At 56.5% G+C, this 26073-nt stretch carries 23 protein-coding genes and 2 tRNA genes; 9 read left to right on the plus strand and 16 right to left on the minus strand.

All coding sequences use genetic code 11. From position 1 onward, the window contains the following. The first annotated feature begins 14 nt into the window (after window positions 1-14). From BN1139_RS13875 to BN1139_RS13905, 7 genes are read left to right on the plus strand one after another with little or no spacing between them, the layout of a single operon-like run. Window positions 15-2225, plus strand: a complete 2211-nt coding sequence (locus BN1139_RS13875) for a chemotaxis protein CheA (protein WP_005349566.1) — start codon at window positions 15-17, stop codon at window positions 2223-2225. Window positions 2226-2235: 10 nt separating this feature from the next. Beyond that, a complete protein-coding gene (locus BN1139_RS13880) occupies window positions 2236-4161 on the plus strand; it encodes a HAMP domain-containing methyl-accepting chemotaxis protein (protein ID WP_005349563.1) in 1926 nt (641 codons plus the stop codon). Window positions 4162-4173: 12 nt separating this feature from the next. Then, window positions 4174-4743: a chemotaxis protein CheW gene (locus BN1139_RS13885; protein WP_005349560.1), complete on the plus strand. Its 570-nt coding sequence runs from the start codon at window positions 4174-4176 to the stop codon at window positions 4741-4743. Between the two features lie 43 nt (window positions 4744-4786). Further along, a complete protein-coding gene (locus tag BN1139_RS13890; protein WP_005349558.1) occupies window positions 4787-6541 on the plus strand; it encodes a methyl-accepting chemotaxis protein in 1755 nt (584 codons plus the stop codon). A gap of 57 nt (window positions 6542-6598) precedes the next feature. Continuing rightward, window positions 6599-7402, plus strand: coding sequence for a CheR family methyltransferase (locus BN1139_RS13895; protein WP_005349557.1), 804 nt, complete (start codon window positions 6599-6601; stop codon window positions 7400-7402). A gap of 3 nt (window positions 7403-7405) precedes the next feature. Further along, window positions 7406-7897: a chemoreceptor glutamine deamidase CheD gene (gene cheD, locus BN1139_RS13900; RefSeq protein WP_005349556.1), complete on the plus strand. Its 492-nt coding sequence runs from the start codon at window positions 7406-7408 to the stop codon at window positions 7895-7897. Further along, the gene (locus BN1139_RS13905; RefSeq protein WP_005349555.1) at window positions 7894-8952 is read left to right on the plus strand and encodes a protein-glutamate methylesterase/protein-glutamine glutaminase; all 1059 of its coding nucleotides are present in this window, start codon (window positions 7894-7896) and stop codon (window positions 8950-8952) included. Before cheD ends, BN1139_RS13905 begins: the two co-directional genes overlap by 4 nt. A gap of 98 nt (window positions 8953-9050) precedes the next feature. Here BN1139_RS13905 and pnp read toward each other — a convergent pair whose 3' ends face one another. From pnp to rlmE, 15 genes are all read right to left on the minus strand, one after another. After that, the gene (gene pnp / locus BN1139_RS13910; protein ID WP_005338796.1) at window positions 9051-11198 is read right to left on the minus strand and encodes a polyribonucleotide nucleotidyltransferase; all 2148 of its coding nucleotides are present in this window, start codon (window positions 11196-11198) and stop codon (window positions 9051-9053) included. 167 nt (window positions 11199-11365) lie between these two features. Continuing rightward, window positions 11366-11635 carry a 30S ribosomal protein S15 gene (gene rpsO, locus BN1139_RS13915; RefSeq protein ID WP_005338797.1) on the minus strand — a complete coding sequence of 90 codons (270 nt, stop codon included), beginning with the start codon at window positions 11633-11635 and terminating at the stop codon, window positions 11366-11368. A 144-nt stretch (window positions 11636-11779) separates the two neighbouring features. Beyond that, on the minus strand, window positions 11780-12730 hold the full coding sequence (gene truB / locus BN1139_RS13920) for a tRNA pseudouridine(55) synthase TruB (protein ID WP_005338798.1): 951 nt from the start codon (window positions 12728-12730) through the stop codon (window positions 11780-11782). 1 nt (window position 12731) lies between these two features. Beyond that, window positions 12732-13169 carry a 30S ribosome-binding factor RbfA gene (gene rbfA / locus BN1139_RS13925; protein WP_005338799.1) on the minus strand — a complete coding sequence of 146 codons (438 nt, stop codon included), beginning with the start codon at window positions 13167-13169 and terminating at the stop codon, window positions 12732-12734. A 55-nt stretch (window positions 13170-13224) separates the two neighbouring features. Beyond that, on the minus strand, window positions 13225-15918 hold the full coding sequence (gene infB, locus BN1139_RS13930) for a translation initiation factor IF-2 (protein WP_005349547.1): 2694 nt from the start codon (window positions 15916-15918) through the stop codon (window positions 13225-13227). A 20-nt stretch (window positions 15919-15938) separates the two neighbouring features. Further along, complete coding sequence (gene nusA / locus BN1139_RS13935) at window positions 15939-17441, minus strand: transcription termination factor NusA (protein WP_005338808.1); 1503 nt, start codon at window positions 17439-17441, stop codon at window positions 15939-15941. A 14-nt stretch (window positions 17442-17455) separates the two neighbouring features. Continuing rightward, window positions 17456-17914: a ribosome maturation factor RimP gene (rimP, locus tag BN1139_RS13940; protein WP_005349544.1), complete on the minus strand. Its 459-nt coding sequence runs from the start codon at window positions 17912-17914 to the stop codon at window positions 17456-17458. Window positions 17915-18080: 166 nt separating this feature from the next. Beyond that, window positions 18081-18157: transfer RNA gene (locus tag BN1139_RS13945), tRNA-Met, on the minus strand. A gap of 92 nt (window positions 18158-18249) precedes the next feature. Continuing rightward, window positions 18250-18334: transfer RNA gene (locus BN1139_RS13950), tRNA-Leu, on the minus strand. 7 nt (window positions 18335-18341) lie between these two features. Further along, window positions 18342-18668, minus strand: coding sequence for a preprotein translocase subunit SecG (gene secG, locus BN1139_RS13955; RefSeq protein WP_005338811.1), 327 nt, complete (start codon window positions 18666-18668; stop codon window positions 18342-18344). After that, window positions 18669-19433, minus strand: coding sequence for a triose-phosphate isomerase (gene tpiA, locus BN1139_RS13960; protein WP_005349542.1), 765 nt, complete (start codon window positions 19431-19433; stop codon window positions 18669-18671). It abuts the gene before it with no gap. 131 nt (window positions 19434-19564) lie between these two features. Next, entirely contained in the window at window positions 19565-20899 is a 1335-nt protein-coding gene (gene glmM, locus BN1139_RS13965; RefSeq protein ID WP_005349539.1) for a phosphoglucosamine mutase, read from the minus strand. A gap of 15 nt (window positions 20900-20914) precedes the next feature. Beyond that, entirely contained in the window at window positions 20915-21760 is an 846-nt protein-coding gene (folP, locus tag BN1139_RS13970; protein ID WP_005349538.1) for a dihydropteroate synthase, read from the minus strand. Between the two features lie 59 nt (window positions 21761-21819). Next, window positions 21820-23766, minus strand: coding sequence for an ATP-dependent zinc metalloprotease FtsH (ftsH, locus tag BN1139_RS13975; protein ID WP_005343537.1), 1947 nt, complete (start codon window positions 23764-23766; stop codon window positions 21820-21822). 45 nt (window positions 23767-23811) lie between these two features. Further along, window positions 23812-24441, minus strand: a complete 630-nt coding sequence (gene rlmE, locus BN1139_RS13980) for a 23S rRNA (uridine(2552)-2'-O)-methyltransferase RlmE (RefSeq protein WP_005338828.1) — start codon at window positions 24439-24441, stop codon at window positions 23812-23814. Between the two features lie 97 nt (window positions 24442-24538). Here rlmE and yhbY point away from each other — a divergent pair, with 97 nt between their 5' ends. Beyond that, window positions 24539-24835 carry a ribosome assembly RNA-binding protein YhbY gene (gene yhbY, locus BN1139_RS13985; RefSeq protein WP_005338829.1) on the plus strand — a complete coding sequence of 99 codons (297 nt, stop codon included), beginning with the start codon at window positions 24539-24541 and terminating at the stop codon, window positions 24833-24835. Between the two features lie 103 nt (window positions 24836-24938). Further along, window positions 24939-25520, plus strand: a complete 582-nt coding sequence (locus BN1139_RS13990; protein WP_005349535.1) for a hypothetical protein — start codon at window positions 24939-24941, stop codon at window positions 25518-25520. A gap of 76 nt (window positions 25521-25596) precedes the next feature. Here the strand turns inward: BN1139_RS13990 and greA are convergent, their stop codons facing one another. Continuing rightward, complete coding sequence (gene greA / locus BN1139_RS13995) at window positions 25597-26073, minus strand: transcription elongation factor GreA (RefSeq protein WP_005343528.1); 477 nt, start codon at window positions 26071-26073, stop codon at window positions 25597-25599.

Consider the following 26073-nt stretch of genomic DNA (forward strand, 5'->3'; position numbering starts at 1 on the left):
GACAAGGAGTCCCCGTGAGCATCGATCTTGATCAGGCTTTACAAACCTATATCGCCGAGGCACGCGAGTTGCTTGAAGAGATGGAGTCAGCCCTTCTATCACTGGAATCTGACCCTGACAATAGCGAGCTGATTGGAGCCATCTTCCGTGCTGCTCATACCATCAAGGGGTCGGCTGGCCTGTTTGGTCTGCAACCAATCGTCGGGTTTACCCATATCGTCGAGGATCTGCTAGACCAGATCCGTAATCAGCAGCTCACCGTCACCTCTCCTCTGATCAAGGATCTGCTGGAAAGCTGTGACCACATCCAGACGCTCATCAGTGTCGTTGCAGAACAGGGAAGTACCTTAAGCGAGGGCGATGCCAACCAGGATGAACGACTGAGGCTCACCCTCACCCGTCATCAGTGCGTCCCCCACGCCACGCTGCCAGATACTGTGCATACGCCGGAACCCAAGATCGAAAAAGAGGGAGGAATTACCAGCTCCGCCTCCCTGTGGCATATCTCCCTGCGTTTTGGCGCCGATGTGCTGCGCAATGGCATGGATCCGGCCGCATTTCTGCGCTATCTCGGCACCCTCGGAACCATATGCTCGGTGGAGACCATCCATCAGGCGCTACCGGATTGGGAGCAGTTCGATCCGGAGAATTGCTACCTAGGCTACGAGATAGACTTCGACTCGCAGGCAGACAAGACGGCCATCAGCGATGTTTTTGAATTTGTCAGAGATGACTGCCAGATCACCATCTTGCCACCCCACAGCAAGATCGCCGAGTTCATCAACCTGATCGAGTCGCTGCCGGAAGATAGCGCCATGCTGGGGCAGTTGTTGGTCAACACCGGCGCCCTCACCGCAGAGGAGTTAGCCAGCGGTCTGCAGGCACAACAAGCGACCCCGGCAGAACAAGCGCCCAAACTCGGGGAGATCCTGATTGCGCAGGGTGCCGTCAACGAAGCCGTCGTCGATGCCGCCCTGAAAAAACAGAACCAGACCAAGGAGAGCAAGAGCAAAGAGGGCCGTTACGTCAGGGTACATGCCGACAAGCTGGACGATCTAATCAATCTGGTCGGGGAGCTGGTAGTCGCCAGTTCAGGAGCCAATCTGCTGGCCCAACGTACCCGCGAAAGCCAACTGCAGGAAGCCACCTCAGTCATTGCCATGCTGGTGGAAGAGATCCGCGACAGTGCACTACGCCTGCGAATGGTGCCTATCGGCGATACCTTCAACCGCTTCCAGCGGGTGGTGCGCGATGTCAGTCAGGAACTGAACAAGGATATCACTCTGGTAATCTCCGGAGCCGAGACTGAACTGGACAAGTCGGTGGTAGAGAAGATCGGCGATCCGCTGATGCATCTGGTCAGAAACTCGATGGATCACGGCATCGAATCGGCAGAGCAACGGCTGCTGGCAGGAAAACCCGCCCGTGGCACCCTGAATCTCAATGCCTATCACGACTCCAACAGTATCGTCATCGAAATTCGGGATGACGGCGCAGGTCTCAACAAAGCCAGGATCCAGCAAAAAGCCATCGAGCGCGGTCTGATCAGCCCAACCACCACGCTGACGGATCAGGAGATATACAACCTGATCTTCGAGCCGGGGTTCTCTACCGCCGAGGCGATAACCAACCTCTCCGGTCGCGGGGTGGGCATGGACGTCGTCAAACGCAACATCACTGCCCTGCGCGGCACGGTCGATCTGGACAGCATCCCGGGAAAAGGAACCCGTGTGCAGATCCGCCTGCCGCTCACCCTTGCCATCATCGACGGCTTCCTGGTGCGAGTCTGCGACACCCACTACGTCATTCCCCTCGATATGGTGATCGAGTGCGTTGAATTGACCCAGAGTGCACTGTCCGACACCCAGGGTCGCAATTACATCAATTTGCGTGGCGAGGTGCTGCCCTTTATCCGCCTGCAACACTACTTCGACACCAATGGCAGCAAGGGGCGGCGCGAGAACATTGTCGTAGTCAGCCATGCAGGCAAAAAATCCGGACTGGTAGTGGATGAACTGCTGGGAGAATTCCAGACCGTCATCAAACCGTTGGGGAAATTGTTCCAGCGCCTGCAGGGCATTAGTGGTTCAACCATTCTGGGGGGGGGAGAAGTCGCCCTGATCCTCGACATTCCTTCGCTGATCCAGCACGCAATCACTCAGGAATCCTGTCAGCTCAACAGGTTGACAGTGTCGCGCAACCTGCCTCAATCCAGCATCAACTGAGGGGACCATCATGTTAAAAAATTCCACCATCAAATTGCGTCTTATCGTACTGCTCTGCATGCTCTGCCTGCTGCTGCTGGCCGTTGGCAGCCTCGGGTTATACAACATGCAGAGCAGCAATACCGGGTTGCAGCGCGTTTACAACGACAGGGTGGTTCCCCTCAAGCAGCTGAAGACTATCTCCGACAGCTATGCCGTCTCGATCATCGACAACCTCAACAAGGCCAATGCGGGGCTGATCCCGGCAGAAGAGGCTTTGAAGCAGATACAACAGGCCCAGCAGACAATCAAAAACGAGTGGCATCACTACCAGTCCACCACTCTCACACCAGATGAACAGCGTTTGTCAGCCGAGGCGACAACCCTGTTCAATGCGGCCGATACCGATATTGGCAAGCTGGAGAAATACCTCGCCACCCAGCACGGCATGATTACTGGCATGCTGAACACTTTTGACGGTGCGCTCTATGGCTCCATCGACCCGATAGGCAACAAAATCACCGAGCTGGTTAACCTGCAGCTCAATGTGGCCAAGTCGGAATATACCGCAGCGCAATCCTGGTATGACGTGATGCTGATAACCATGGCGGTGGTTATCGCGGTCGGCATTGCACTCGCAGCCTGGTTTGGCACCCTGCTAATCAAAAGCATCATCACCCCCATCGAACAGGCTCTGCGCGTGGCCAATAGTCTGGCCGATGGCAATCTGGATGTATCGATCCAGATAGAGTCCAACGATGAAGCGGGTCAGCTCTTGATGGCGATGGATAACATGGTCAAGAAACTCGGTGCCTTGATCACGGATATCGAGACCCTGGTTACTGCCGCTGTCGAACAAGGCGACTTCAGCCACAAGATTGCGCTGGAGGATCGTCAGGGCTACATCAAGCGGGTATCCGAGCTGCTGAATCGCCTCTCCCATGTGACAGATACCAGCCTGGAAGATGTGATGCGCATCGCCACCGCGCTCTCCAAGGGGGATCTGACCCAACGGATCGATGAGCCCTACCCAGGAATTTTTGGCCAGACCAAAGACGGCCTCAACCGGACCATCACTGCGCTGACCAATATCATCGAAGAGGTACGCAACGCCGCCGACAACCTGACCAATGCCTCCAATCAGGTGAGCAACACTGCGCAGGCATTGAGCCAGGCCACCAGTGAGCAAGCAGCCAGCGTTGAAGAGACCAGCGCCTCTATCGAGCAGATGAGCGCCAGCATCAATCAGAACACCGAGAACGCCAAGATCACCGACAGCATGGCCAGCAACTCAGTGCTGGAGGCCACCGAAGGGGGCCAATCCGTTCAACAGACGGTGACCGCCATGCAGCAAATCGCCAAGAAAGTCAGCATCATCGACGACATTGCCTACCAGACCAACCTGCTTGCCCTCAACGCCGCCATCGAGGCGGCTCGCGCCGGAGAGCATGGCAAAGGCTTCGCGGTGGTTGCTGCCGAAGTGAGAAAGCTGGCAGAGCGCAGCCAGATCGCTGCGCAGGAGATTGGTGAGCTCTCCTCCGACAGCGTCAGCAAGGCAGAGCGGGCTGGCAACCTGCTGGAGAGGATCGTCCCCTCCATTCGCAAAACCTCTGACCTGGTACAAGAGATCAATGCCGCCTCAGGTGAACAAGCCAGTGCAGCCAACCAGATCAGTCTGGCCATGAACCAGCTTAATCAGGTGACACAGCAGAATGCGGCCAGCAGCGAGGAGCTGGCGGCCACGGCCGAAGAGATGAGCTCACAAGCCAGCGAACTGCAGCAAACCATGGCCTTTTTTGCTCTGGAGAAAAGTGCGCAGCTCAACACCAGGCCCCATGAAACCGGCCACAAGGGCATGCCTCCCAGAGGCAGTTTCATCGCCCCCCCACAACGGGCCAGCCAGCCCAATCAACCATCATCCCATTCCATTGATGACGCGGATTTTGTCCGCTTTTAACCGGAGGCGACCATGCATACATCCACCGACATCACGGTGCCAACAGCGGCCGCTGACGAGAGCAGTGGCGATGCCCAGTACCTGACATTTCTGATCAACAACGAGATGTTCGCCATCAATATTCTGGGGGTCAAAGAGATCATCGAATACGGCAATATCACTCCGGTTCCGATGATGCCGGGTTTTATTCGCGGCGTAATCAACCTCAGAGGAGCGGTAGTGTCGGTCGTAGACTTGAATGCCCGCTTTGGCAATGCACCTTCGGTCATCACCCGCCGCAGTTGCATCGTCATTATCGAGGGGGTGGCCCCGCAGGGCGATGAACCTGTAGGTCAGGATATTGGCGTTGTGGTGGATTCCGTATCGGAAGTACTGGGTATCCCACAAGCAGATATCGAGCCCCCACCCAGTTTTGGTGCCCGCATCCGGGCCGATTTCATCAGCGGCATGGGCAAGGTCAACGGCAAATTCGTCATCCTCATCGATACCGGGAAAGTGTTGTCACTCGATGAGATGGCTCAACTCAACGAACTGGCCCAGCCACAGGCAAGGTTGCCACAAGGCAACCTGCAACCCTCCTGAACAGGCCTCTATACTCCACGACATGCAGCATAAGGAAACGCTCATGACCCAATCACTCTTAGGAAAACTCTTCGGAGACAATGCCACCGAAGTGAGGCAGCGGACCCTGTTACTCGACGCAATCGGCCAACTGCAACACGCAGTCCTGGCAGAGCAGGTTCCAGCACCACTCGATCTTTCCGGTATGGATAGCCCCTTGCGTGAAGTAGGACATGCCATCAACGAGGTGGTCACCTTGCTCAGTGACAAGCTGGAACAGAGCCGCAACGACATTAAAAAGAACCAGGTGTTGCTCCATGAGAACCAGCTGGTTCGCAAAGCCCTCGACTGCGCCAGCACCAACGTGATGATTGCCGATACCAACCTCGACATTATCTATATGAACGAGGCAGTGACCGGCATGCTCAATCAGGCCGAGACCGACATCAAGAAAGAGCTATACAGCTTCAACGCCAATCAGCTGATGGGCGCCAACATCGACAGCTTTCATAAAAATCCCGGCCATCAGCGCGCCATGCTGGCCAAACTCAACAGCACCTACCGCACCCAGATACAGCTGGGGGGGCGCACCTTCTCCCTGATCGCCAATCCGGTCTTCAACGATACCGGTGAACGGTTGGGGTCCGTGGTCGAATGGGCCGACAGAACCAAGGAGGTGATGATAGAGAAAGAGATGTCCGACATTGTGCAGGCCGTGATCAATGGCGAGCTGCACCGCAGGATGGAACTTGCTGGCAAGAGCGGCTTCTTTCAGGCGATGGGAGAAGGGATCAACCAGATTGCCGAAGTGATCGACAGTACCCTCAACGACGTCATCCGGGTCGTGCAATGTCTGGCAAAAGGTGACCTGACCCAGCAGATTGAGGCGGACTATCCCGGCGTGTTTGGCACCACCAAGGATGCGCTCAACAAGACCATCGCATCGCTCACCAACATCGTCACCGAAGTGCGCGGCGCCTCTGACAACCTATCCAGTGCCGCCGAACAGGTAAGCGCGACCGCCCAGTCGATCAGCCAATCCAGCAGTGAACAGGCCTCCAGCATGGAGGAGACCAGCGCTTCCATCGAGCAGATGAGCGCCAGCATCAACCAGAATACCGACAATGCCCAGGTCACCGATGGCATGGCCAGCAAGGCAGCCAAAGAGGCCGTAGAGGGAGGAGAAGCGGTCAAACTGACTGTGGATGCCATGAAGCAGATCGCCAGACGGATTGGCATCATCGATGACATCGCCTACCAGACCAATCTGTTGGCTCTCAACGCAGCTATCGAAGCGGCACGGGCAGGCGATCACGGCAAAGGCTTTGCCGTAGTGGCGGCGGAGGTGCGCAAACTGGCCGAACGCAGCCAAGTTGCAGCACAGGAGATTGGTGAGCTGGCCTCCAGCAGTGTCGAGATGGCGGAAAAAGCAGGTCGTTTGTTGGATCAAATGGTGCCCTCCATCAACAAGACCTCGGATCTGGTGCAGGAGATCAGTGCCGCTTCGGTTGAGCAATCCACCGGTGTCAGCCAGATCAACCAGGCAATGAACCAGCTGAGTCAGGTTACCCAGCAGAACGCCTCTTGCAGCGAAGAGCTGGCTGCCACAGCAGAAGAGATGAGCAGCCAGGCTGAACAGCTGCAGCTGGCCATGGAGTTCTTTACCCTGGAGGTCCACGCCAAAGAAGGTAAAGCAGCCACCTCGCATCTTCACCCCAATACCAGAGGCCGCTTCATGAACGAGAGCAATGCCAACAGTCGGGAACGAGCCGCCACAGTCCAACGCCCCACCGGCGATGGCGATTTTGTGCGGTTCTAGTCACGGGAGAGGCGTCGCCTCTCCCATCTCCGACACCACAGGTAGAGGGACTGTTTTTTGTATCAAACCCAGCTGCATGATGATGAGTTCTCCCGTTTCCAGCGCTGGCTTCATCAAACGGCGGGGATAGAGCTGTCTCCAGCCAAAAAGGCGCTGGTAGCCAGCCGCCTGGCTAAGCGACTCTGCCACTATGAGCTGGATAGTTATGACGACTACTTCCAGCTCATCATGAACGATCGCAGCAGCGAACTGCAGCTGGCGCTCGATCTCCTTACCACCAACGAAACCTACTTTTTCAGGGAGCCCAAACACTTCGAGTTTCTGACGCGGGAGATAGTCTCAGCGCTCCCGCCCGAGCAATCGCTGCGGGTCTGGAGCGCTGCCAGCTCATCCGGCGAGGAGCCCTACAGTCTGGCCATGACCCTCGCGGAAAAACGCAGCACCTTCAACTGGGAGATCCTGGCCTCCGATATCTCGTCCCGGGTGCTGGAACAGGCGATGAGCGGTCGCTACCCCATCGAGCGGGCGCAAAATATTCCACTGCCCTTTTTGATGAAATATTGCCTCAAGGGTGTGGGCCTGCAGGAGGGCATCTTCATCATCGATCGCAAGTTGCGGGACAAGGTGCAGTTCATGCAGATCAACCTCAATCAGGATCTGCCGGACATCGGCATGTTTGACGTCATCTTCATCAGAAACGTGATGATCTACTTCAACAAGGAGACCAAAGGGCAAGTATTGCAGCGGCTGGTACCCAGACTCAAACCCGGTGGCTACCTGCTGGTGAGCCACGCCGAGAGCCTGCATGGCCTGCACCACGGCCTGCAGCTTGTCTCGCCTTCCATCTATCAGAAGAGATAAGTCATGACTCGGGAGGTGATCCTGCAACCGGGAGAGCTCTTTTTTGGCAAGGAGGATGTGGTGGTCAGAACCGTACTGGGCTCCTGTATTGCCATCACCTTGTGGCATCCGGAGCAGAAACAGGGAGGAATGTGTCACTACATGCTGCCAAGTCGGCGCAATCCCTCTACCAAGCTGGATGGGCGCTATGCCGATGAGGCCCTCGCCTTGCTGCTGCAAGCGGCCAGTCACTATCCCGCCCCTATCCATGAATATGAGGCCAAGTTGTTCGGGGGTGGCAACATGTTTACCGAGCCTCAATACGCACAGAGCGACAATAATGTCGCCGCCAAAAATATTCAGGCAGCCTGGCAGCTGACCCGACACCTTGGCCTTGATATCAAGGCTCATCATCTTGGCCATAGCGGCCACCGAAGCTTGCTCTTTGAGCTCAGCAACGGCAGTGTCTGGCTCCGCCATCATCGTCTGCCACATCAACGGGAGTCGCGAGAATGAAGCAGATCCGGGTCATGCTGGTGGATGATTCCGCCGTGGTCAGACAGGTATTGCAAGCGGTGCTGGAGCAGGAGCCCGATATCCGGGTGATCGCCACAGCATCGGATCCCCTGTTTGCCCAGGAAAAACTGAAGAAAGAGTGGCCTGACGTCATCGTGCTCGATGTGGAGATGCCCCGTATGGATGGCATCACCTTTCTCACCAAGATCATGGCAGAGCATCCAACCCCGGTGGTGATCTGCTCCTCCCTCACCGAAAAGGGGGCCGAGACAACCTTGCAGGCAATGGCTGCCGGCGCGGTGGACATCATCACCAAGCCGACCATGGGGATAAAAAGCTTTCTGCAAGAATCTGCCCACGACCTGGCTATGGCAGTACGTGCTGCGGCTCAGGCCAACCTCAAGCGCGTGGGCAAGCCCTCCTCTGTGCCGGTCAGCACCAAACTCAACGCAGATGCCATGCTGCCGCCCAACCAGCACGCCATGGCACAAACCACCGAGCGGCTCATCGCCATCGGCACCTCGACCGGCGGTACCCAGGCGCTGGAAGCCGTGCTGACAGCCTTGCCCCGGGTCAGCCCCGGCATTGTCATCGTGCAGCACATGCCAGAGAAATTTACCGCCATGTTTGCAGAACGCCTGAACGGGGTCTGCCAGATTGAAGTGCGGGAGGCGAGGAACAATGACCGGGTGATCCCGGGGCTGGCGCTGATTGCCCCCGGAGGCAAGCATATGCTGCTCAAACGCAGCGGTGCCTACTATCACGTCGAGGTGGTCGACGGGCCGCTTATCAACCGCCATCGCCCCTCGGTGGATGTGCTGTTTCGCTCCGTCGCCAAATATGCCGGCAAGAATGCCACCGGCATCATCATGACCGGCATGGGGGATGACGGAGCCCGGGGATTGCGCGAGATGCTGGATGCGGGTGCCAACACCTATGCCCAGGATGAGGCCTCCTGCGTGGTCTTCGGCATGCCCAAGGAGGCGATCAAGCTGGGAGCAGCCCGCCATGTGCTCCCCTTGCAAGAGATGCAGTACGCCATCCTCGGCAAGTAATCCCTTATCGCGCGTTTTGCCCATAAAAAAGTCCGGCTCCCCTTGGGGAGCCGGACTTTTTACATCAACCGGAACCAATCCGGTATCAGGCGAGCAGATTACTCTGCAGCAGGCGCTTCTTCAGCGGCCGGAGCGGCGTCAGCAGCAGGTGCAGCTGCTTCGGTCGGGGCGTTCGCTTCCTTGATGGAGAGACGTACGCGGCCCTGACGGTCCACTTCCAGTACCTTCACCTTGACTACGTCACCGATGGTCAGGTGGTCAGCCACGTTCTGCACGCGAGCGTCGGTGATCTGGGAGATGTGTACCAGACCATCTTTGCCCGGCAGAATGTTGACGAATGCACCGAAATCGGCCAGACGAACAACTTTACCTTCATAGATGCGGTTCACTTCGATCTCGGCAGTGATGGCCTCGATGCGACGGATCGCTTCCATGGCGGCTTCGTTGGCCACGGCGGAGATACGAACAGTACCGTCATCATCCAGCTCGATGTTGGTGCCGGTCTCTTCGGTCAGCGCACGGATCACGGAACCACCCTTACCGATCACGTCCTTGATCTTCTCAGGATTGATCTTGATGGTGTGGATACGCGGTGCGAAATCGGAGATCTGGGCGCGGGGAGCCTGGATAGCTTCGTCCATCACTTTCAGGATGTGCAGACGAGCACCACGAGCTTGCTTCAGCGCAATCTCCATGATCTCTTTGGTGATGCCTTCGATCTTGATGTCCATCTGCAGCGCGGTCACACCTTCGGTGGTACCGGCTACTTTGAAGTCCATGTCGCCCAGATGATCTTCGTCACCCAGAATGTCTGACAGCACGACGAAACCTTCTTCTTCCTTCACCAGACCCATGGCGATACCGGCAACGGAGGCCTTGATCGGCACACCGGCATCCATCAGCGCCAGAGAGGAACCACAGACAGACGCCATGGAGGAGGAGCCGTTGGATTCGGTGATTTCAGAGACCACGCGCACCACGTACGGGAACTCGGCGGCGCTCGGCATCACGGCAGCAACGCCGCGCTTGGCCAGACGGCCGTGACCAATTTCACGACGCTTCGGGCTACCCATCATGCCGGTCTCACCGACACAGTATGGCGGGAAGTTGTAGTGCAGCATGAAGCGATCGGCACGGTTGCCGGTCAGCTCGTCGATGTTCTGGGCATCACGCTCGGTACCCAGAGTGGCGACCACGATGGCCTGAGTTTCACCACGGGTGAACAGGGCAGAGCCGTGAGCACGGGGCAGAATACCGGTACCTACGCTCAGGGCGCGGATCATTTCCGGATCGCGACCATCGATACGCGGCTCACCACGTACTACGCGACCACGAACGATGCGGCTTTCCAGGCTGTGGAACTCTTCGCCGATCTTCTTGGCATCTTCTTCCACGCCGGAAGCGATAACTTGCTCAACCACACGACCCTTGATGGCCGCGATGGTTTCGTAACGAACTGCCTTCTCGGTGATGCGGTAGGCTTCACCCAGTTCGGCGCTCGCCAGCTCGGCAACCTTGGCTTTCAGCGCTTCGTTGACGGCAGGCGGAGTCCAGTCCCACGGCTTGGTGCCGACGGCAGCGGCAAACTCGTTGATCGCATTGATCACGGTCTGCATCTGCTCGTGACCGTATACCACGGCGCCCAGCATCACTTCTTCGGAAAGGATGGCCGCTTCGGACTCAACCATCAGCACGGCATTGGCAGTACCGGCAACTACCAGATCCAGATCGCTCTGCGGCAGTTCGGTGGTGGTCGGGTTCAGCACATACTGACCATTCATGTAACCAACGCGAGCAGCACCGATCGGGCCGCCAAACGGGATACCGGAGATGGCCAGTGCAGCAGAGGCACCGATCATGGCAACGATGTCGGGGGATACGGCCGGATTCACGGACATTACGGTCGCAACGACCTGAACCTCATTGAGGAAGCCTTCCGGGAACAGCGGACGAATAGGACGGTCGATCAGACGGGAGATGAGGGTCTCGCCTTCGCTCGGACGGCCTTCACGACGGAAGAAACCACCCGGGATACGACCAGCAGCATAGGTACGCTCCTGGTAGTTGACGGTCAGCGGGAAGAAATCACGGCCGTGATCGGCCTCTTTCTTGCCGACGACGGTCACAAATACGCAGGTATCGTCCATGCTGACCATAACGGCCGCAGTGGCTTGACGGGCCATCACACCGGTTTCCAGAGTGACGGTGTGTTGACCGTACTGGAATGACTTTACAATAGGATTCACGTGAATTTCCTTTTTACAATTTGGCTCTTTAAATTCGCGCACAAGTATACTTGATTCGATGCAAAAGGTAAGCGGCGACGCGAATTCTGTGAGGCAGGCAACGGCTTGAAGAGCAATAAAAAAGGGGAACCTGACGGTTCCCCTTTTTCGCGAAATCTGATGGTCGATTAACGACGCAGACCCAGCTTGGCGATCAGAGCAGCATAACGCTCGGAATCTTTACGCTTCAGGTAGTCCAGCAGCTTACGACGCTGGGAAACCATGCGCAGCAGACCGCGACGACCGTGGTGGTCCTTGGAGTGCTCTTTGAAGTGACCTTGCAGATGGTTGATCTGGGCAGTCAGCAGGGCAACTTGCACTTCGGGGGAACCGGTGTCGTTGGCGCAACGAGCGTTGTCAGCAACGATTTGAGCTTTGATCTCAGCATTTAGAGACATGGTAATACTCCAGTAGAGTGTTTAAAGGTTCACAGCCAATCTCTAATTCAGCCGTGAAATGAGGGCGGTATCATAATCGTCCCCGCCCCTTTTCGCAACGATAAAGAGGCGAAACGGGAAAGACGTGCTGATATCGCCTGAGGATCACTCCTCGTCGTGATAACGCACCAGTCGCTTGGGGGCGACGCGGCCATCATCATCAATCTCGCCAACCCCGATGAACTCGCGCTCCGGGCCGACCGTCATGCGAACCTGACCGCTTTGCGGCGCACCCGCCACCTGCACGGCCTGGCCCTGATTCACATAGGCAGCCACAACCGCCAGCATGTTCACTTCGGGCAAGCTTGCTACGGCGGTATCCATCGGCAGCAACAGCGGATCCAGCTGCTCGCGCGGCGGGATGCTCTCGGCCTTGGCCTGCTCGAAGATGCACTCGAGTTGCTCCAGAGTCAGCATCCGCTCGTACGGATAGCTGGCCACCTGGGTACGACGCAACTGGGTCACGTGGGCGCCACAACCCAGCACTTCACCCAGATCATCCACCAGAGAGCGGATGTAGGTGCCCTTGCTGCAGTGCACTTCAAGGCGCACCTCATCACCTTCAAAGCTCAGCAGTTTGAGCTCGAATACGGTGATGGGACGGGCTTCACGCTCGATCTCGATGCCTTCGCGAGCATATTCGTAGAGCGGACGGCCGTTGTGCTTGAGCGCGGAGTACATGGACGGCACCTGCATGATGGGGCCGCGGAACTGGTCCAGCGCCTCGATCAGGGTACCGACAGCCACGTTCACCGGACGGGTGGAGACCACCTCACCATCGGAGTCGCTGGTGTTGGTGCGCTCGCCCAGTTTGGCGGTCACCTCATAGCGCTTGTCCGCTTCCAGCAAATACTGGGAGAACTTGGTGGCCTCGCCGAGGCAGATCGGCAGCATGCCGGTCGCCAGCGGATCCAGTGCGCCGGTGTGACCGGCCTTGGCGGCGTTGTAGATGCGCTTGACCTTCTGCAACACATCGTTGGAGGTCAGGCCGGTCGGCTTGTCCAGCAGCAGAATGCCGTGCACATCACGGCCCTTGAAACGACGTCTTCGGGTCATCTCAGGCTTTATCCTCAGTCGTGTCATCCGGTGCGGATTCAGCTTCTTCGTCACGGCCGGATTCGGCCATGCGACGCTTGTCTTCACGCACAGTGTTGGTCACCAGGTTGGAGAGACGCATCCCCTCGACCAGGGTCTGGTCGTAGTAGAAACGCAGCTCGGGCACCACGCGCAGACGCATGGCACTGCCCAGCAGACTACGGATATATCCGGCTGCTTCGGTCAGACCCTGCAAGCCTTCCTTGATGCGCTCAGCATCATTTTCCAGCTGCAAGAAGGTGACGTAAATCTTGGCATAGTTGAGGTCACGGGACACTTCCACATCGGAAACAGTCACCATGCCGATGCGCGGGTCTTTCACCTCGCGCTGCAGGATCAGCGCGATTTCACGCTGGATCTGCTGTCCGACCCGACGGGTCCGGCTGAATTCTCTGGCCATATTCTATCCTGCGATAAAAGGGGGCCGCGGCCCCCTATTTTGTCTAACTCTCGGCTTACAGAGTCCGTTGGATTTCAACAGTCTCGTAAACTTCGATCTGGTCGCCTTCGCGTACGTCGTTGTAGTTTTTAACCGCGATACCACACTCGTAGCCGTTGCGAACTTCGTTGACGTCATCCTTGAAGCGGCGCAGGGATTCCAGCTCGCCTTCATAGATAACCACGTTGTCACGCAGAACGCGGATACGGTTGGAACGCTTGACCACACCTTCGGTAACCATACAACCGGCAACTGCGCCGAACTTCGGAGACTTGAAGACGCTACGCACTTCAGCCAGACCGATGATTTCCTGACGATACTCAGGGGCCAGCTTGCCGCTCATGGCCTGCTTCACTTCGTCGATCAGGTCATAGATGACGGAGTAGTAACGCAGATCCAGGCTCTCGGATTCGATGACCTTGCGCGCAGATGCGTCGGCACGGACGTTGAAACCAACCAGGATGGCACTGGAAGCAGCAGCCAGGGTCGCGTCGGTTTCGGTGATACCACCTACGCCGGAACCCACGATCTTCACCTTCACTTCGTCGGTGGAGAGTTTGACCAGCGCATCGCAGATCGCTTCCACAGAACCTTGTACGTCGGCCTTGATCACCACGTTCACTTCGGACACTTCGCCCTCGGTCATGTTGGCGAACATGTTTTCCAGCTTGGCCTTCTGCTGGCGAGCCAGCTTGACTTCGCGGAACTTGCCCTGACGATAGAGCGCCACTTCACGGGCTTTCTTCTCGTCACGGACAACGGTGGCTTCGTCACCGGCAGAGGGAACGCCGGACAGACCCAGAATTTCCACCGGCAGGGACGGACCCGCTTCCTTGATCTCGCGACCCAGTTCGTCACGCATGGCGCGAACACGGCCGTACTCGAGACCACACAGAACGATGTCGCCCTGACGCAGAGTACCTTCTTGTACCAGTACGGTAGCAACCGGACCACGACCTTTATCCAGGAAGGATTCGATCACGACGCCGTTGGCCATGCCGTCAACCACCGCTTTCAGCTCCAGTACTTCAGCCTGGATCAGAATGGCTTCCAGCAGGTCGTCGATGCCTTCGCCAGACTTGGCGGATACGTGCACGAACTGGCAGTCTCCACCCCAATCTTCGGACATGACGTTGTAACGGGCCAGTTCGGTCTTGACGCGATCCGGATCCGCTTCAGGCTTGTCGATCTTGTTGACCGCAACAACCAGCGGCACACCGGCAGCCTTGGCGTGCTGGATAGCTTCGATGGTTTGCGGCATCACGCCGTCGTCAGCTGCAACAACCAGAACAACGATATCGGTCGCCTTGGCACCACGAGCACGCATGGAGGTAAACGCCGCGTGACCCGGAGTATCCAGGAAGGTGATCATGCCACTGTCGGTCTGGACGTGGTAAGCACCGATATGCTGGGTAATACCACCGGCTTCGCCAGCAGCAACCTTGGCTTTACGAATGTAGTCGAGCAGCGAGGTCTTACCGTGGTCAACGTGACCCATGATGGTAACGACCGGTGCGCGCGGCTTGGCTTCGGAGGTCTCGTCACGATCGGACAGTACCGCCTCTTCCAGCTCGTTCTCACGACGCAGCACAACCTTGTGACCCATCTCCTCGGCGACCAGCTGAGCGGTCTCCTGGTCGATCACCTGGTTGATGGTGGCCATGGCACCCATCTTCATCATCACCTTGATGACTTCCACGCCCTTGACGGCCATCTTGTTGGCCAGCTCGGCCACAGTGATGGTCTCGCCGATGACGACATCGCGGTTCACCACGGCAGCCGGCTTGTTGAAGCCGTGCTTCATGGCGTTCGGCATGGCAACCTTGCCGCGCTTGCCTTTACGGGCACGCGGGTTGCGAGAGTCGCGATCATCTTCACGACGACCGGCTTTCTTCGGTGCCTTGGCAGCTGCGGCAGTGCGGCGGCTGGTCTCTTCTTTCCGATCCAACTCGTCTTCTGCGGCTTGCGCATGCTTGTTGGTGGTCAGATGGTAGTCGCTGCTCTCTTTGGCGCGAGCGGCCTCTTCTTCAGCCCAGCGGGCTGCGTTCTGTTCCGCCATGAGACGAGCCTCTTCGGCTTTCTTCGCGGCGAGTTCTTCAGCTTTTTTCAAAGCTGTTTGTTCCTGTTGGCGCTTCAGTTCTTCTGCTTCGCGCTTGGCCATCTTTTCTGCCTCTTGCTGAGCTGTGCTACTGGCTGCTTTGGCGGGCTGTGAAGCCTGTCGAGCCTTTGATTGTGCCTCGATCCGCGCCTTTTCCTCAGCTTCACGACGAGCTTGCTCAGCCTCACGGCGAGCCTTCTCTTCAGCTTCGAGGCGAGCCTTCTCTTCGGCCTCGCGACGAGCTTTTTCTTCTGCTTCCAAACGCGCTGTTTCCTCGGCTTCCGCCTGACGCTGTTCATCTTCCAGCGCCGAGCGTCTTACATAGGTGCGAGACTTGCGCACTTCTACCTGCACTTCCTTGTTCTTGCCGCCAGTCCCCTGAACACTGATGGTGCTCTTGGTCTTGCGTTGCAAGGTCATGCGGGCAGGAGCGGCGACCTCGTCACCTCCATGCTGTTTCTTCAGGTGTGTCAGCAGAGCCTGTTTCTCAGACTCGCTGACCATGTCGTCGGCCTTGCTCTTGCTGATACCGGCATCGACAAACTGCTGGAGAAGACGATCAACCGGTGTGTCGATGTCAGTGGCAAGTTGTTTGACTGATACTTCTGCCATTCATTTTCCTCCGTTTGATCTTACTCGGACTGCTCTTCTCCGAACCAACAGATATTGCGAGCAGCCATAATGAGCTCACCTGCCTTCTCGGCAGTCAGCCCTTCAATATCAGCAAGGTCATCGATACCTTGCTCAGCCAAATCTTCCAGGGTGCCCACGCCACGGCCCGCCAGAGCGTAAGCCAGTTCGCGGCTCAGACCGTTCAGATTGAGCAGCTCTTCGGACGGCTCAACGCCATCGAAAGACTCTTCTTTGGCCAGTGCCTTGGTAGTCAGGGCATCTTTCGCGCGCTTGCGCAGCTCTTCGACCATGTCTTCATCCAGACCGTCGATAGCCAGCAGCTCGTTGACCGGTACAAAGGCGATCTCTTCCAGGGTAGAGAAGCCCTCTTCCATCAGCAGACCGGCGAAATCGTCGTCGATGTCCAGGGTGCTGGTGAACAGGTTCATGATGCGGTCGTTTTCGGCCTGGTGCTTGGCACGCATGTCCTCAACGGTCATCACGTTCAGCTCCCAACCGGTCAGCTGGGAGGCCAGACGCACGTTCTGACCATTGCGACCGATGGCCTGAGCCAGGTTGGCAGCTTCCACGGCGATATCCATGGTGTGGTTGTCTTCATCAACGATGATGGAGGCCACATCGGCAGGTGCCATGGCATTGATCACGTACTGGGCCGGGTTGTCATCGTACAGTACGATGTCGGCACGCTCACCGCTCAGCTCGGCGGAGACAGCTTGCACACGGGCACCACGCATACCGATACAGGCACCGATCGGGTCGATACGACGATCGTTGGTCTTCACCGCGATCTTGGCGCGGGAACCCGGATCACGGGCTGCGCCCATGATTTCGATCATCTCTTCACCGATCTCCGGTACTTCGATACGGAACAGCTCTTTCAGGAAGTCCGGGCTGGAACGGCTGACAAACAGCTGGGAACCACGGGCTTCCGGGCGTACTGCGTAGAGCAGGCCACGGACACGGTCGCCCGGGCGGAAGGTTTCACGCGGCAGCATGTCATCACGGAAGATCACGGCTTCAGCATTGCTGCCCAGATCCAGGATGACGTTGTCGCGGTTGCTCTTCTTGACCACACCACTGATGATGGTGCCTTCTTTATCTTTAAACTGATCAACTACTTGTGAACGCTCGGCTTCGCGCACTTTCTGCACGATAACCTGCTTGGCGGTCTGGGTAGTGATACGGTCGAAGGTCACAGAGTCGATCTGGTCTTCAACATACTCACCGATCTGGATTTCCGGCTGATCGATCTGCGCCGCTTCCAGGGTGATTTCCGCGTAGGGGTTCTCCATCGCGGCTTGATCCGCAATGACTACCCAGCGGCGATAAGTGTCGTAGTCACCGGTCTTGCGATCGATTTCGACCCGAACTTCAATCTCGCCTTCATATTTCTTCTTGGTCGCAGTCGCCAGCGCGGTTTCCAGAGCCTGGAAGATCTTCTCGCGGGGTACCGCTTTCTCGTTGGATACTGCGTCAACGACCAGCAAAATCTCTTTATTCATATCCGATAGCCTCGTTAACCAAAGTTCGGCACTATGTTCGCTTTTTGGATATTGGTGAAAGCCAACACGTCGTCCTTACCATCTACTGCCAGGGTGATCATGTCGCCTTGCACAGCTTTGATTACGCCTTTGAACTTGCGGCGGTTGTTTGTTGCCATCCGAAGCGTTACCGCCGCCTCTTGGCCAACGTATTTTTCGAAATGGGCAACCTTGAACAGGGGACGATCCAGGCCTGGGGAGGACACCTCGAGGTAGTACTCCTCGGTGATGGGATCTTCGACGTCCATGATGGCGCCAACCTGATGGCTGACCTCAGCACAGTTCTCGACAGTCACACCCTGCTCGCCGTCGATATAGACACGCAAGGTGGAGTGTTTACCCGCACGGATAAACTCAATACCCCAAAGTTCAAAACCCAAGGCAACGACCGGAGCCTCGAGCAGATCGGTCAAACGTTGTTCCAACGTAGCCAAAGTCACCCTCCGAAAAACAAAAAAAGGGCATAAAGCCCAGATAGATATCGATTCAGAGTAAATTGCACATAACAAAAAGCCCCGATGTCAAATCGGGGCTTGGCGCTTTACCCTGATTGTCGCCTCGCAGCGACCGCCTTCCTGAGCGTAGGAAATGCGTGAAATTTGGTTGCGGGGGCCGGATTTGAACCGACGACCTTCGGGTTATGAGCCCGACGAGCTACCATGCTGCTCCACCCCGCGTCCGAAATCGTGCGAGATTATAGCCACTTCACTCTCTCGATACAAGACTGACTGGCTATAATACACTCGGCTTCCCGAGCTCACTGCTTAATTGGTGCCGTGGGCGGGACTCGAACCCGCACACCCTAGAGCACTACCCCCTCAAGATAGCGTGTCTACCAATTCCACCACCACGGCAAAACTCTTACTCGGGAACGTCAGTATCTTTCTTCACTGGCGCTTTGGTCTGCTCAACCTGTTGGGTTTGTTGCAGATTTTCCCACTCACTACCCTGCTTGACCTTGTTGCTGGACATAGATCCGAGCACCAAGCTGATAACGAAAAACAGAGTAGCCAAAATTGCTGTTGTTCGGGTCAGGAAACTGCCTGAACCACCGGAGCCGAATACTGTGTTCGATGCCCCTGCGCCGAAGGAGGCGCCCATATCAGCCCCTTTACCTTGCTGAATCATCACCAGACCAATCAGAGCCAGTGAAACCAGCAGATAAACGACTAAAAGAATCTCGTACATTTAACTTGCACCCTTTGCCGCTTCAACAATTCCTAAAAACGCATCGCTATCGAGGCTTGCTCCGCCAATCAGTCCGCCATCAATGTCGGGCTGTGCAAACAAATCTCTCGCGTTGCTCGGCGTTACGCTCCCACCATAGATGATTCTAACTTTCTCACCTATTACCGGAGTATCCTCCGCCAAGCGACCACGTATAAAGGAATGAACCTCTTGTGCCTGCTCGGGTGTGGCGCATTTACCTGTACCTACAGCCCAAATCGGCTCGTAGGCGATGATAGCATTATCGAAAGCCATCGCGCCATTTTTCTCTATGACGATATCCAGCTCTTCAGCGATCACCTCGAAGGCTCTTCTCGCCTGCCTCGCCGCGCCTGATTCACCTAAACAGAGGATGGGGATCAAGCCTGCCGCTCTGGCTGCCGCAAACTTCTCTGCGACGATAAAACTGGTCTCACCAAAGAGACGCCTACGCTCGGAGTGCCCTACCAATACGTAACGACACCCTGCCTCAACCAGCATCTGACACGAGATTTCTCCAGTGTAAGCGCCAGTAGCGTGCTGACTCACATTCTGAGCCCCCAACTTTATTACTTTCTGCTCGTTGAGCAGTGAAGCGGTAAAGTCGAGATGCACATGGGAAGGACAGAGAACCACATCTACTTTTCCGTCAACGCCCTTCAGGCACTGACTCGTAAACTGCTCTAACTGCGACCTACTACCGTGCAACTTCCAGTTGGCTGCTACAAACGGCTTGCGATGTCCCATCGGCAACTCCCTTGCGAAAGCGGGGCTGATAATATCCAGAGGATGCTCAGCTGACAAGTGCTATTTTTAAATTTTTGAATCGTTTGAACAAGATACAACCAGGGCGGCTAAAAAGCCGCCCTGGTTGTTCATTAAAACGCCGATTCAACCTGCTTGGCGATGCGCTGAGCCATGTCACGTACCTGCTGTTCATGCTCCCCTTCGACCATGACCCGGATCAGCGGTTCGGTACCTGATTTACGCAATAGTACGCGACCACGACCAGCCAGCTCCTGTTCCACCTTGGCAACCTCAGCCATGACAGCATCAGCGGCCAGCGGATCCTTGCCTTCGGCAAAACGAACATTAACCAGCACCTGCGGGAACTTGCTCATGCCGGAGCGCAGCTTGGCCAGCGGCATCTCGGCACTGCGCATGGCGGTAAGCACCTGCAAGGCGGCTACGATGCCATCACCCGTAGTGGTTTGATCCAGACAGATAATGTGGCCGGAGTTCTCGCCACCGATGCGCCAGCCCTTCTCTTCCATCATCTCCAGCACATAGCGGTCACCCACCTTGGCACGGGCAAACGGAATACCCAGGGTTTGCAGCGCCAGCTCCAGACCCATGTTGGCCATCAGGGTGCCGACGACACCGCCTTTGAGGCGACCATTGCGCAGGGCATCGCGCGCGATGATATAGAGCACTTCATCACCGTCGATGAGATAGCCGGTATGGTCGACCATGATCAGACGGTCACCATCACCATCAAAGGCAACCCCCAGATCGGCCTTGCACTCCAGTACCTTGGCAACCAGAGCGTCAGGCGCAGTCGAACCGACACCATCGTTGATATTGAGACCATCCGGGGCACAGCCCATGGTGATCACTTCAGCGCCCAGCTCGCGGAAAACCGACGGCGCAATGTGGTAAGTGGCGCCGTGGCCACAGTCGACCACCATTTTCACCCCATCCAGATTCATGTGGGAGGGGAAGGTGCTCTTGCAAAATTCGATATAGCGACCGGCAGCATCATCAATGCGCACCGCTTTGCCAAGTTCGGCCGACTCGACACACTGGAGCTCGTGATCCAGCTCGGCTTCGATAGCCAGCTCGACATCATCGGGCAGTTTGGTGCCATCGGCGGAGAAGAACTTGATGCCGTTGTCGTAGAAGGGGTTGTGGGAAGCGCTGATGACGATGCCAGCTTCGGCACGGAAAGTGCGAGTCAGGTAGGCAACCGCCGGCGTGGGCATGGGTCCCATCAGAATGGCCTTGAGGCCTGCCGCAGAGAGCCCCGCTTCCAGCGCGGATTCCAGCATGTAACCGGAGATGCGGGTATCTTTTCCAATCAGCACCTTTTTGGTGCCCTTCTTGGAGAGCACCTTGCCGGCAGCCCAACCCAATTTCATTACAAAATCAGGAGTGATCGGGTATTCGCCAACCTTGCCACGCACACCATCGGTACCGAAATACTTTCTTGCCATTGTCTGTTCTCTTTATTATCTGGAAATAAAATCTTGTCCCGTCATTGCCAGCCAACCGACGCGCAATGCGTCCATGGTCTCCCGTACATCGTGTACCCTGATGATGCGGGCCCCATGCTGCATGCCGATAAGGGCGCATGCCAGACTGCCCGCCAGACGCTCATCCACCGGACGGCCCAGCAGGTTGCCTATCATAGACTTTCGCGACATCCCCACCAATAGCGGCAAGCCATAATCAAGCAGTTCCTTTTGAGCCGCCAACAGCTGATAGTTGTGTGCAAGGGTTTTGCCAAAGCCATATCCCGGATCCAGCAACAGCTCTTCACGACGGATCCCGACCGCCAGACAAGCCGCAATACGCTCATCAAAGAAGGCGCGTACCTCCCCGATCAGGTCGTCATAGTGCGGCTCGACTTGCATGGTTCTCGGCTGCCCCTGCATATGCATCAGACAGACCGGAACCCGCGCTTCGGCCGCGGCCTGCAGTGATCCAGGTTCTTGCAGTGCCCGCACATCGTTGATCAGATGGGCACCCACCTTGCAACCCTCCCGCATCACAGCAGCTTTGGAGGTATCGAGGGAGATCATCACATCCAGCTCACGGACCATCTGTTCCACGACAGGAATGACCCTGTCCAGCTCCTCCTGCTCGCTCACATCGGGCGCACCAGGGCGGGTTGACTCGCCACCAATGTCGATGAGGGTCGCACCGTCAGAGACCATCTGGCGCGCATGGGCCATTGCCCGTTCAAACTGGTTGAAATGGCCGCCATCGGAGAAGGAGTCGGGCGTCACATTGAGGATCCCCATAACATGGGGACGATCGAGGGAGAGGCTGAGCCCCTTGCTGGTTAACTGCATTTTCACGTCCATCTGATAAAGAAAAACCCCGGGCAAGCCCGGGGTTTGGAGAGTCACAATTATTTGGCCGGAGCGTCGTTGGCTTTGTCGATAGTGACATCCGCCACCGGTGCAGCCTCATCGGCAGGCTTGGCCTCGGCAGCCACGGTGGAACCGCCTTGCGGGGTATCACCGTGCTCGTCATGCCAGTTGCTCGGAGCACGAACCTCGCGACGCGCCATCAGATCATCGATCTGTTTGGCGTCGATGGTCTCGTACTTCATCAGCGCATCTTTCATGCTGTGCAACACGTCCATATTATCCAGCAGGATCTGCTTGGAACGGGCGTAGTTGCGGTCTATGACCTGCTTGACCTCTGCATCGATAACGCGAGCGGTATCGTCGGACATATGCTTGGCCTTGGCCATGCTGCGACCGAGGAACACCTCGCCATCTTCTTCCGCGTAGAGCATCGGGCCGAGACGCTCGGACATACCCCACTGGGTCACCATCTTGCGGGCGATGTCGGTGGCACGCTCGATATCGTTGGATGCACCAGTCGATACCTTCTCGGCACCGTAAATCAGCTCTTCTGCCAGACGACCGCCATACAGACTGGAGATCATCGACTCCAGATGCTGCTTGGAGTGGCTCCAGCGATCCTGCTCCGGCAGATACATGGTCACACCCAGCGCACGACCACGCGGAATGATGGAGACCTTGTAAACCGGGTCATGATCCGGAACCAGACGACCAATGATGGCGTGACCGGCTTCGTGATACGCCGTCATCTCCTTCTCGGACTCTTTCATCACCATGGAGCGACGTTCCGCACCCATCATGATCTTGTCCTTCGCCTTCTCGAACTCGGCCATGGAGACCACTCGGCGGCTCTCACGGGCAGAGAACAGGGCAGCTTCGTTGACCAGGTTGGCCAAATCCGCACCGGAGAAACCGGGGGTACCACGGGCAATCAGCGCCGGATTCACGTCATCCGCCAACGGAACTTTGCGCATGTGGACTTTCAGGATCTGCTCGCGACCACGGACATCCGGCAGACCGACCACAACCTGACGGTCGAAACGGCCCGGACGCAGCAGTGCCGGATCCAGTACGTCAGGACGGTTGGTGGCTGCGATGACGATGATGCCTTCATTGCCTTCAAAACCATCCATTTCGACCAACATCTGGTTAAGGGTCTGCTCACGTTCATCGTGACCACCACCCAGACCGGCGCCACGCTGACGACCGACCGCATCAATTTCATCGATGAAGATGATGCAAGGGGAAGATTTCTTGGCCTGTTCGAACATGTCACGCACCCGTGAGGCACCGACACCGACGAACATCTCCACGAAATCGGAACCTGAGATGGTGAAGAACGGCACCTTGGCCTCGCCTGCAATGGCCTTGGCCAGCAAGGTCTTACCGGTACCGGGAGGACCCACCAGCAGCACACCGGTCGGGATCTTGCCACCCAGTTTCTGGAATTTGCTCGGGTCGCGCAGATAGTCGACCAACTCCTTCACCTCTTCCTTGGCTTCATCACAACCTGCAACGTCAGCAAAGGTAGTCTTGATCTGATCTTCGCTCATCAGGCGAGCCTTGCTCTTGCCGAACGACATGGCACCTTTGCCACCGCCGCCCTGCATCTGACGCATGAAGAAGACCCAGACACCGATCAGCAGCAGCATCGGGAACCAGGAGATGAAGATAGAGGTCAACAGAGACGGCTCTTCCGGCTTCTCGCCCATCACTTTGACATTGTGATTGAGCATGTCGTTGAGCAGCTGGGGATCCGGCGCAGGGATGATGGTGGTGAATCGTTCACCAGTACGCTTGACGCCATTAATGACCTTACCGTCCATCCGCACTTCACGGATCTGCTCTTGGGTCACCTCTTTAACGAAGCTGGAATAGTCCAGCTGGCGACTGGTGGTATCGCTGGGGCTGAAGCTATTGAACACCGACATCAAAACGACGGCGATGACCAGCCACAGGATTAAGTTTTTCGCCATGTCACTCAAATCAGTAACCTCGCAGACTGACAGTTAACGATGAAGGTTAGGGTACTACAGTTTAAAACCGGTAGCCACAATGTAGACTTCCCGTGATCTGGCGCGGGATGAGTCTGGTTTACGAATTTTGACAGCGGAGAAAAGTTTACGAATTTCATTGAGATAGGCATCAAAGCCCTCTCCCTGAAACACCTTCACTACGAAACTGCCGTCACTACGCAATACCTGATTGCACATGTCCAGCGCCAGCTCGACCAGATACATGGCGCGAGCCTGATCCACCTGCTGGGTACCGCTCATGTTAGGTGCCATATCAGACATCACGACATCGACCTTGTCGGGACCCACTCGCTCCAGCAAGGCGCCGAGTACAGTTTCCTCCCGAAAGTCCCCTTGCAGGAAATCGACACCGGCAATGGGATCCATCGGCAAAATGTCACATGCGATGACGCGACCCGAATCACCAACCTGTTCAACCGCGAACTGGGACCAACCACCGGGGGCGGCTCCCAAATCCACTACGGTCATGCCATGTTTCAGCAAGCGATCCTTGCCCTGGATCTCGTCAATCTTGAAAACAGCACGAGAACGCAGGCCCATTTTCTGGGCTTTTTTGACGTATTGATCGTCGAAATGTTCTTTTAACCAGCGAGTTGAACTGGGGGAACGTTTTTTCTGGGTCATGATAATCGACTTTAAAAAACCACAAGGGTTATTAGTATTAAGGGCTAAGTGGGGGTAGAATACGCCCCTTTCAACCCTGACTTATGAAGAAATTGCGATGATTCTCAACAATAAACAGAAACAGTACCTCAAGGGCCTTGCCCATAGCCTCAAGCCTGTCGTCCTGCTGGGTCAGCATGGTCTGACCGAAGGTGTACTGGCCGAGATCGATCTGGCACTGAACCATCACGAGCTGATCAAGGTTAAGGTTGCCTCTGAAGATCGCGAAATGAAACAACTGGTTATGGATGCAATCGTCCGTGAAACCGGTTCAATCAAGGTGCAAAGCATGGGTCATGTGCTGACCATTTATCGTCAAGCCAACGAACCTAAAATCCAGCTGCCCCGCAAGTAAAAGGAAAGAGCATCGCTCTTTCCTTATTCCACTTCTTCCCGAGTCGCTTGCCAAAGTAGTCGCAAAGCCCTTAACCTGCGATGAATACTTCCGGACACGCATTATGGCTCACCATCCTATTCTGACCGACGATGAGCTGGCCATGCTGCGGGACTTGGGGAGCAATCAGGACACCCATGTTCTGAGTGGTCACCTCGATGCCCCCATGCTTGGCTTGCTGCAAAAAGCCGAACACCTTGTACTCGAAGCCCGCTTCGCAGGCCATCAGCTGCGTTTTCCCCTGAGCTTTACCCAAGGGGAAGATGGCTTCGTCGAGTCCCGGTTATCTGCACCGGTCATCAGGGAGCTGGGGTTTGCGCAACCGCGTGCCTGGCGTCTCACACAAAAAGCCAAGCTTTGCAGCGACCTGGGCCTGTTTCAGGTGCTCAGCCTCTCCCTCAACGGCCTCATCGTGGAAAATTTGCCAACCGACATGGTGGCCGATACCCCCATCAACGGCGAGCTCTGCATCGAGCAAGAGGACCCTCTTCCACTGCAGGGACGACTGGTAAGGCGCATCAAAGCCAATGCCGACCATGCCACCTGGGCACTGAGCTTTCAGATGAGCGAGAACAACATCGAACGGCTGCGCCACTGGTTGTTTCAGCGTCATCAGGACGCCTTTACCGAGGCGTATCTGTCCTGATTTTTATCAATAATCATATAGATAAAGACAAACAGGGGAGCACCAGCCCCCCTGTTTCATCGTCTGTAGCATTCGCTTAGATATAAGCAACTTCCAGTACTTCGTATTCCACATCGCCAGCAGGGGTCTTGACGATTGCGACATCGTCCACTTCCTTGCCAATCAGGGCGCGGGCAATGGGGGAGTTGACAGAGATGAGGTTCTGTTTGATATCAGCCTCATCGTCACCCACGATGCGGTAAACCACCTCTTCCTCTGTCTCGCTCTTGAGCAGAGTCACCGTCGCGCCAAAAATCACGCGGCCGTTGTTGGTCATCTTGGTGACGTCGATAACCTGAGCATTGGAGAGCTTGGCTTCAATCTCCTGAATGCGACCTTCACAGAACCCCTGCTGCTCGCGAGCGGCATGGTATTCGGCGTTTTCCTTCAGATCGCCGTGCTCACGGGCATCGGCAATCGCTTCGATAATCTGGGGACGAAGCTCGGTCTTGAGATAATCGAGCTCTTCGCGCAGCTTCTCAGCGCCGCGAACAGTCATCGGAGTATGATTCAT

This window comes from Aeromonas veronii bv. veronii, from assembly GCF_000820225.1.
In the GTDB taxonomy this organism is placed as follows: Bacteria; Pseudomonadota; Gammaproteobacteria; order Enterobacterales; family Aeromonadaceae; genus Aeromonas; species Aeromonas veronii.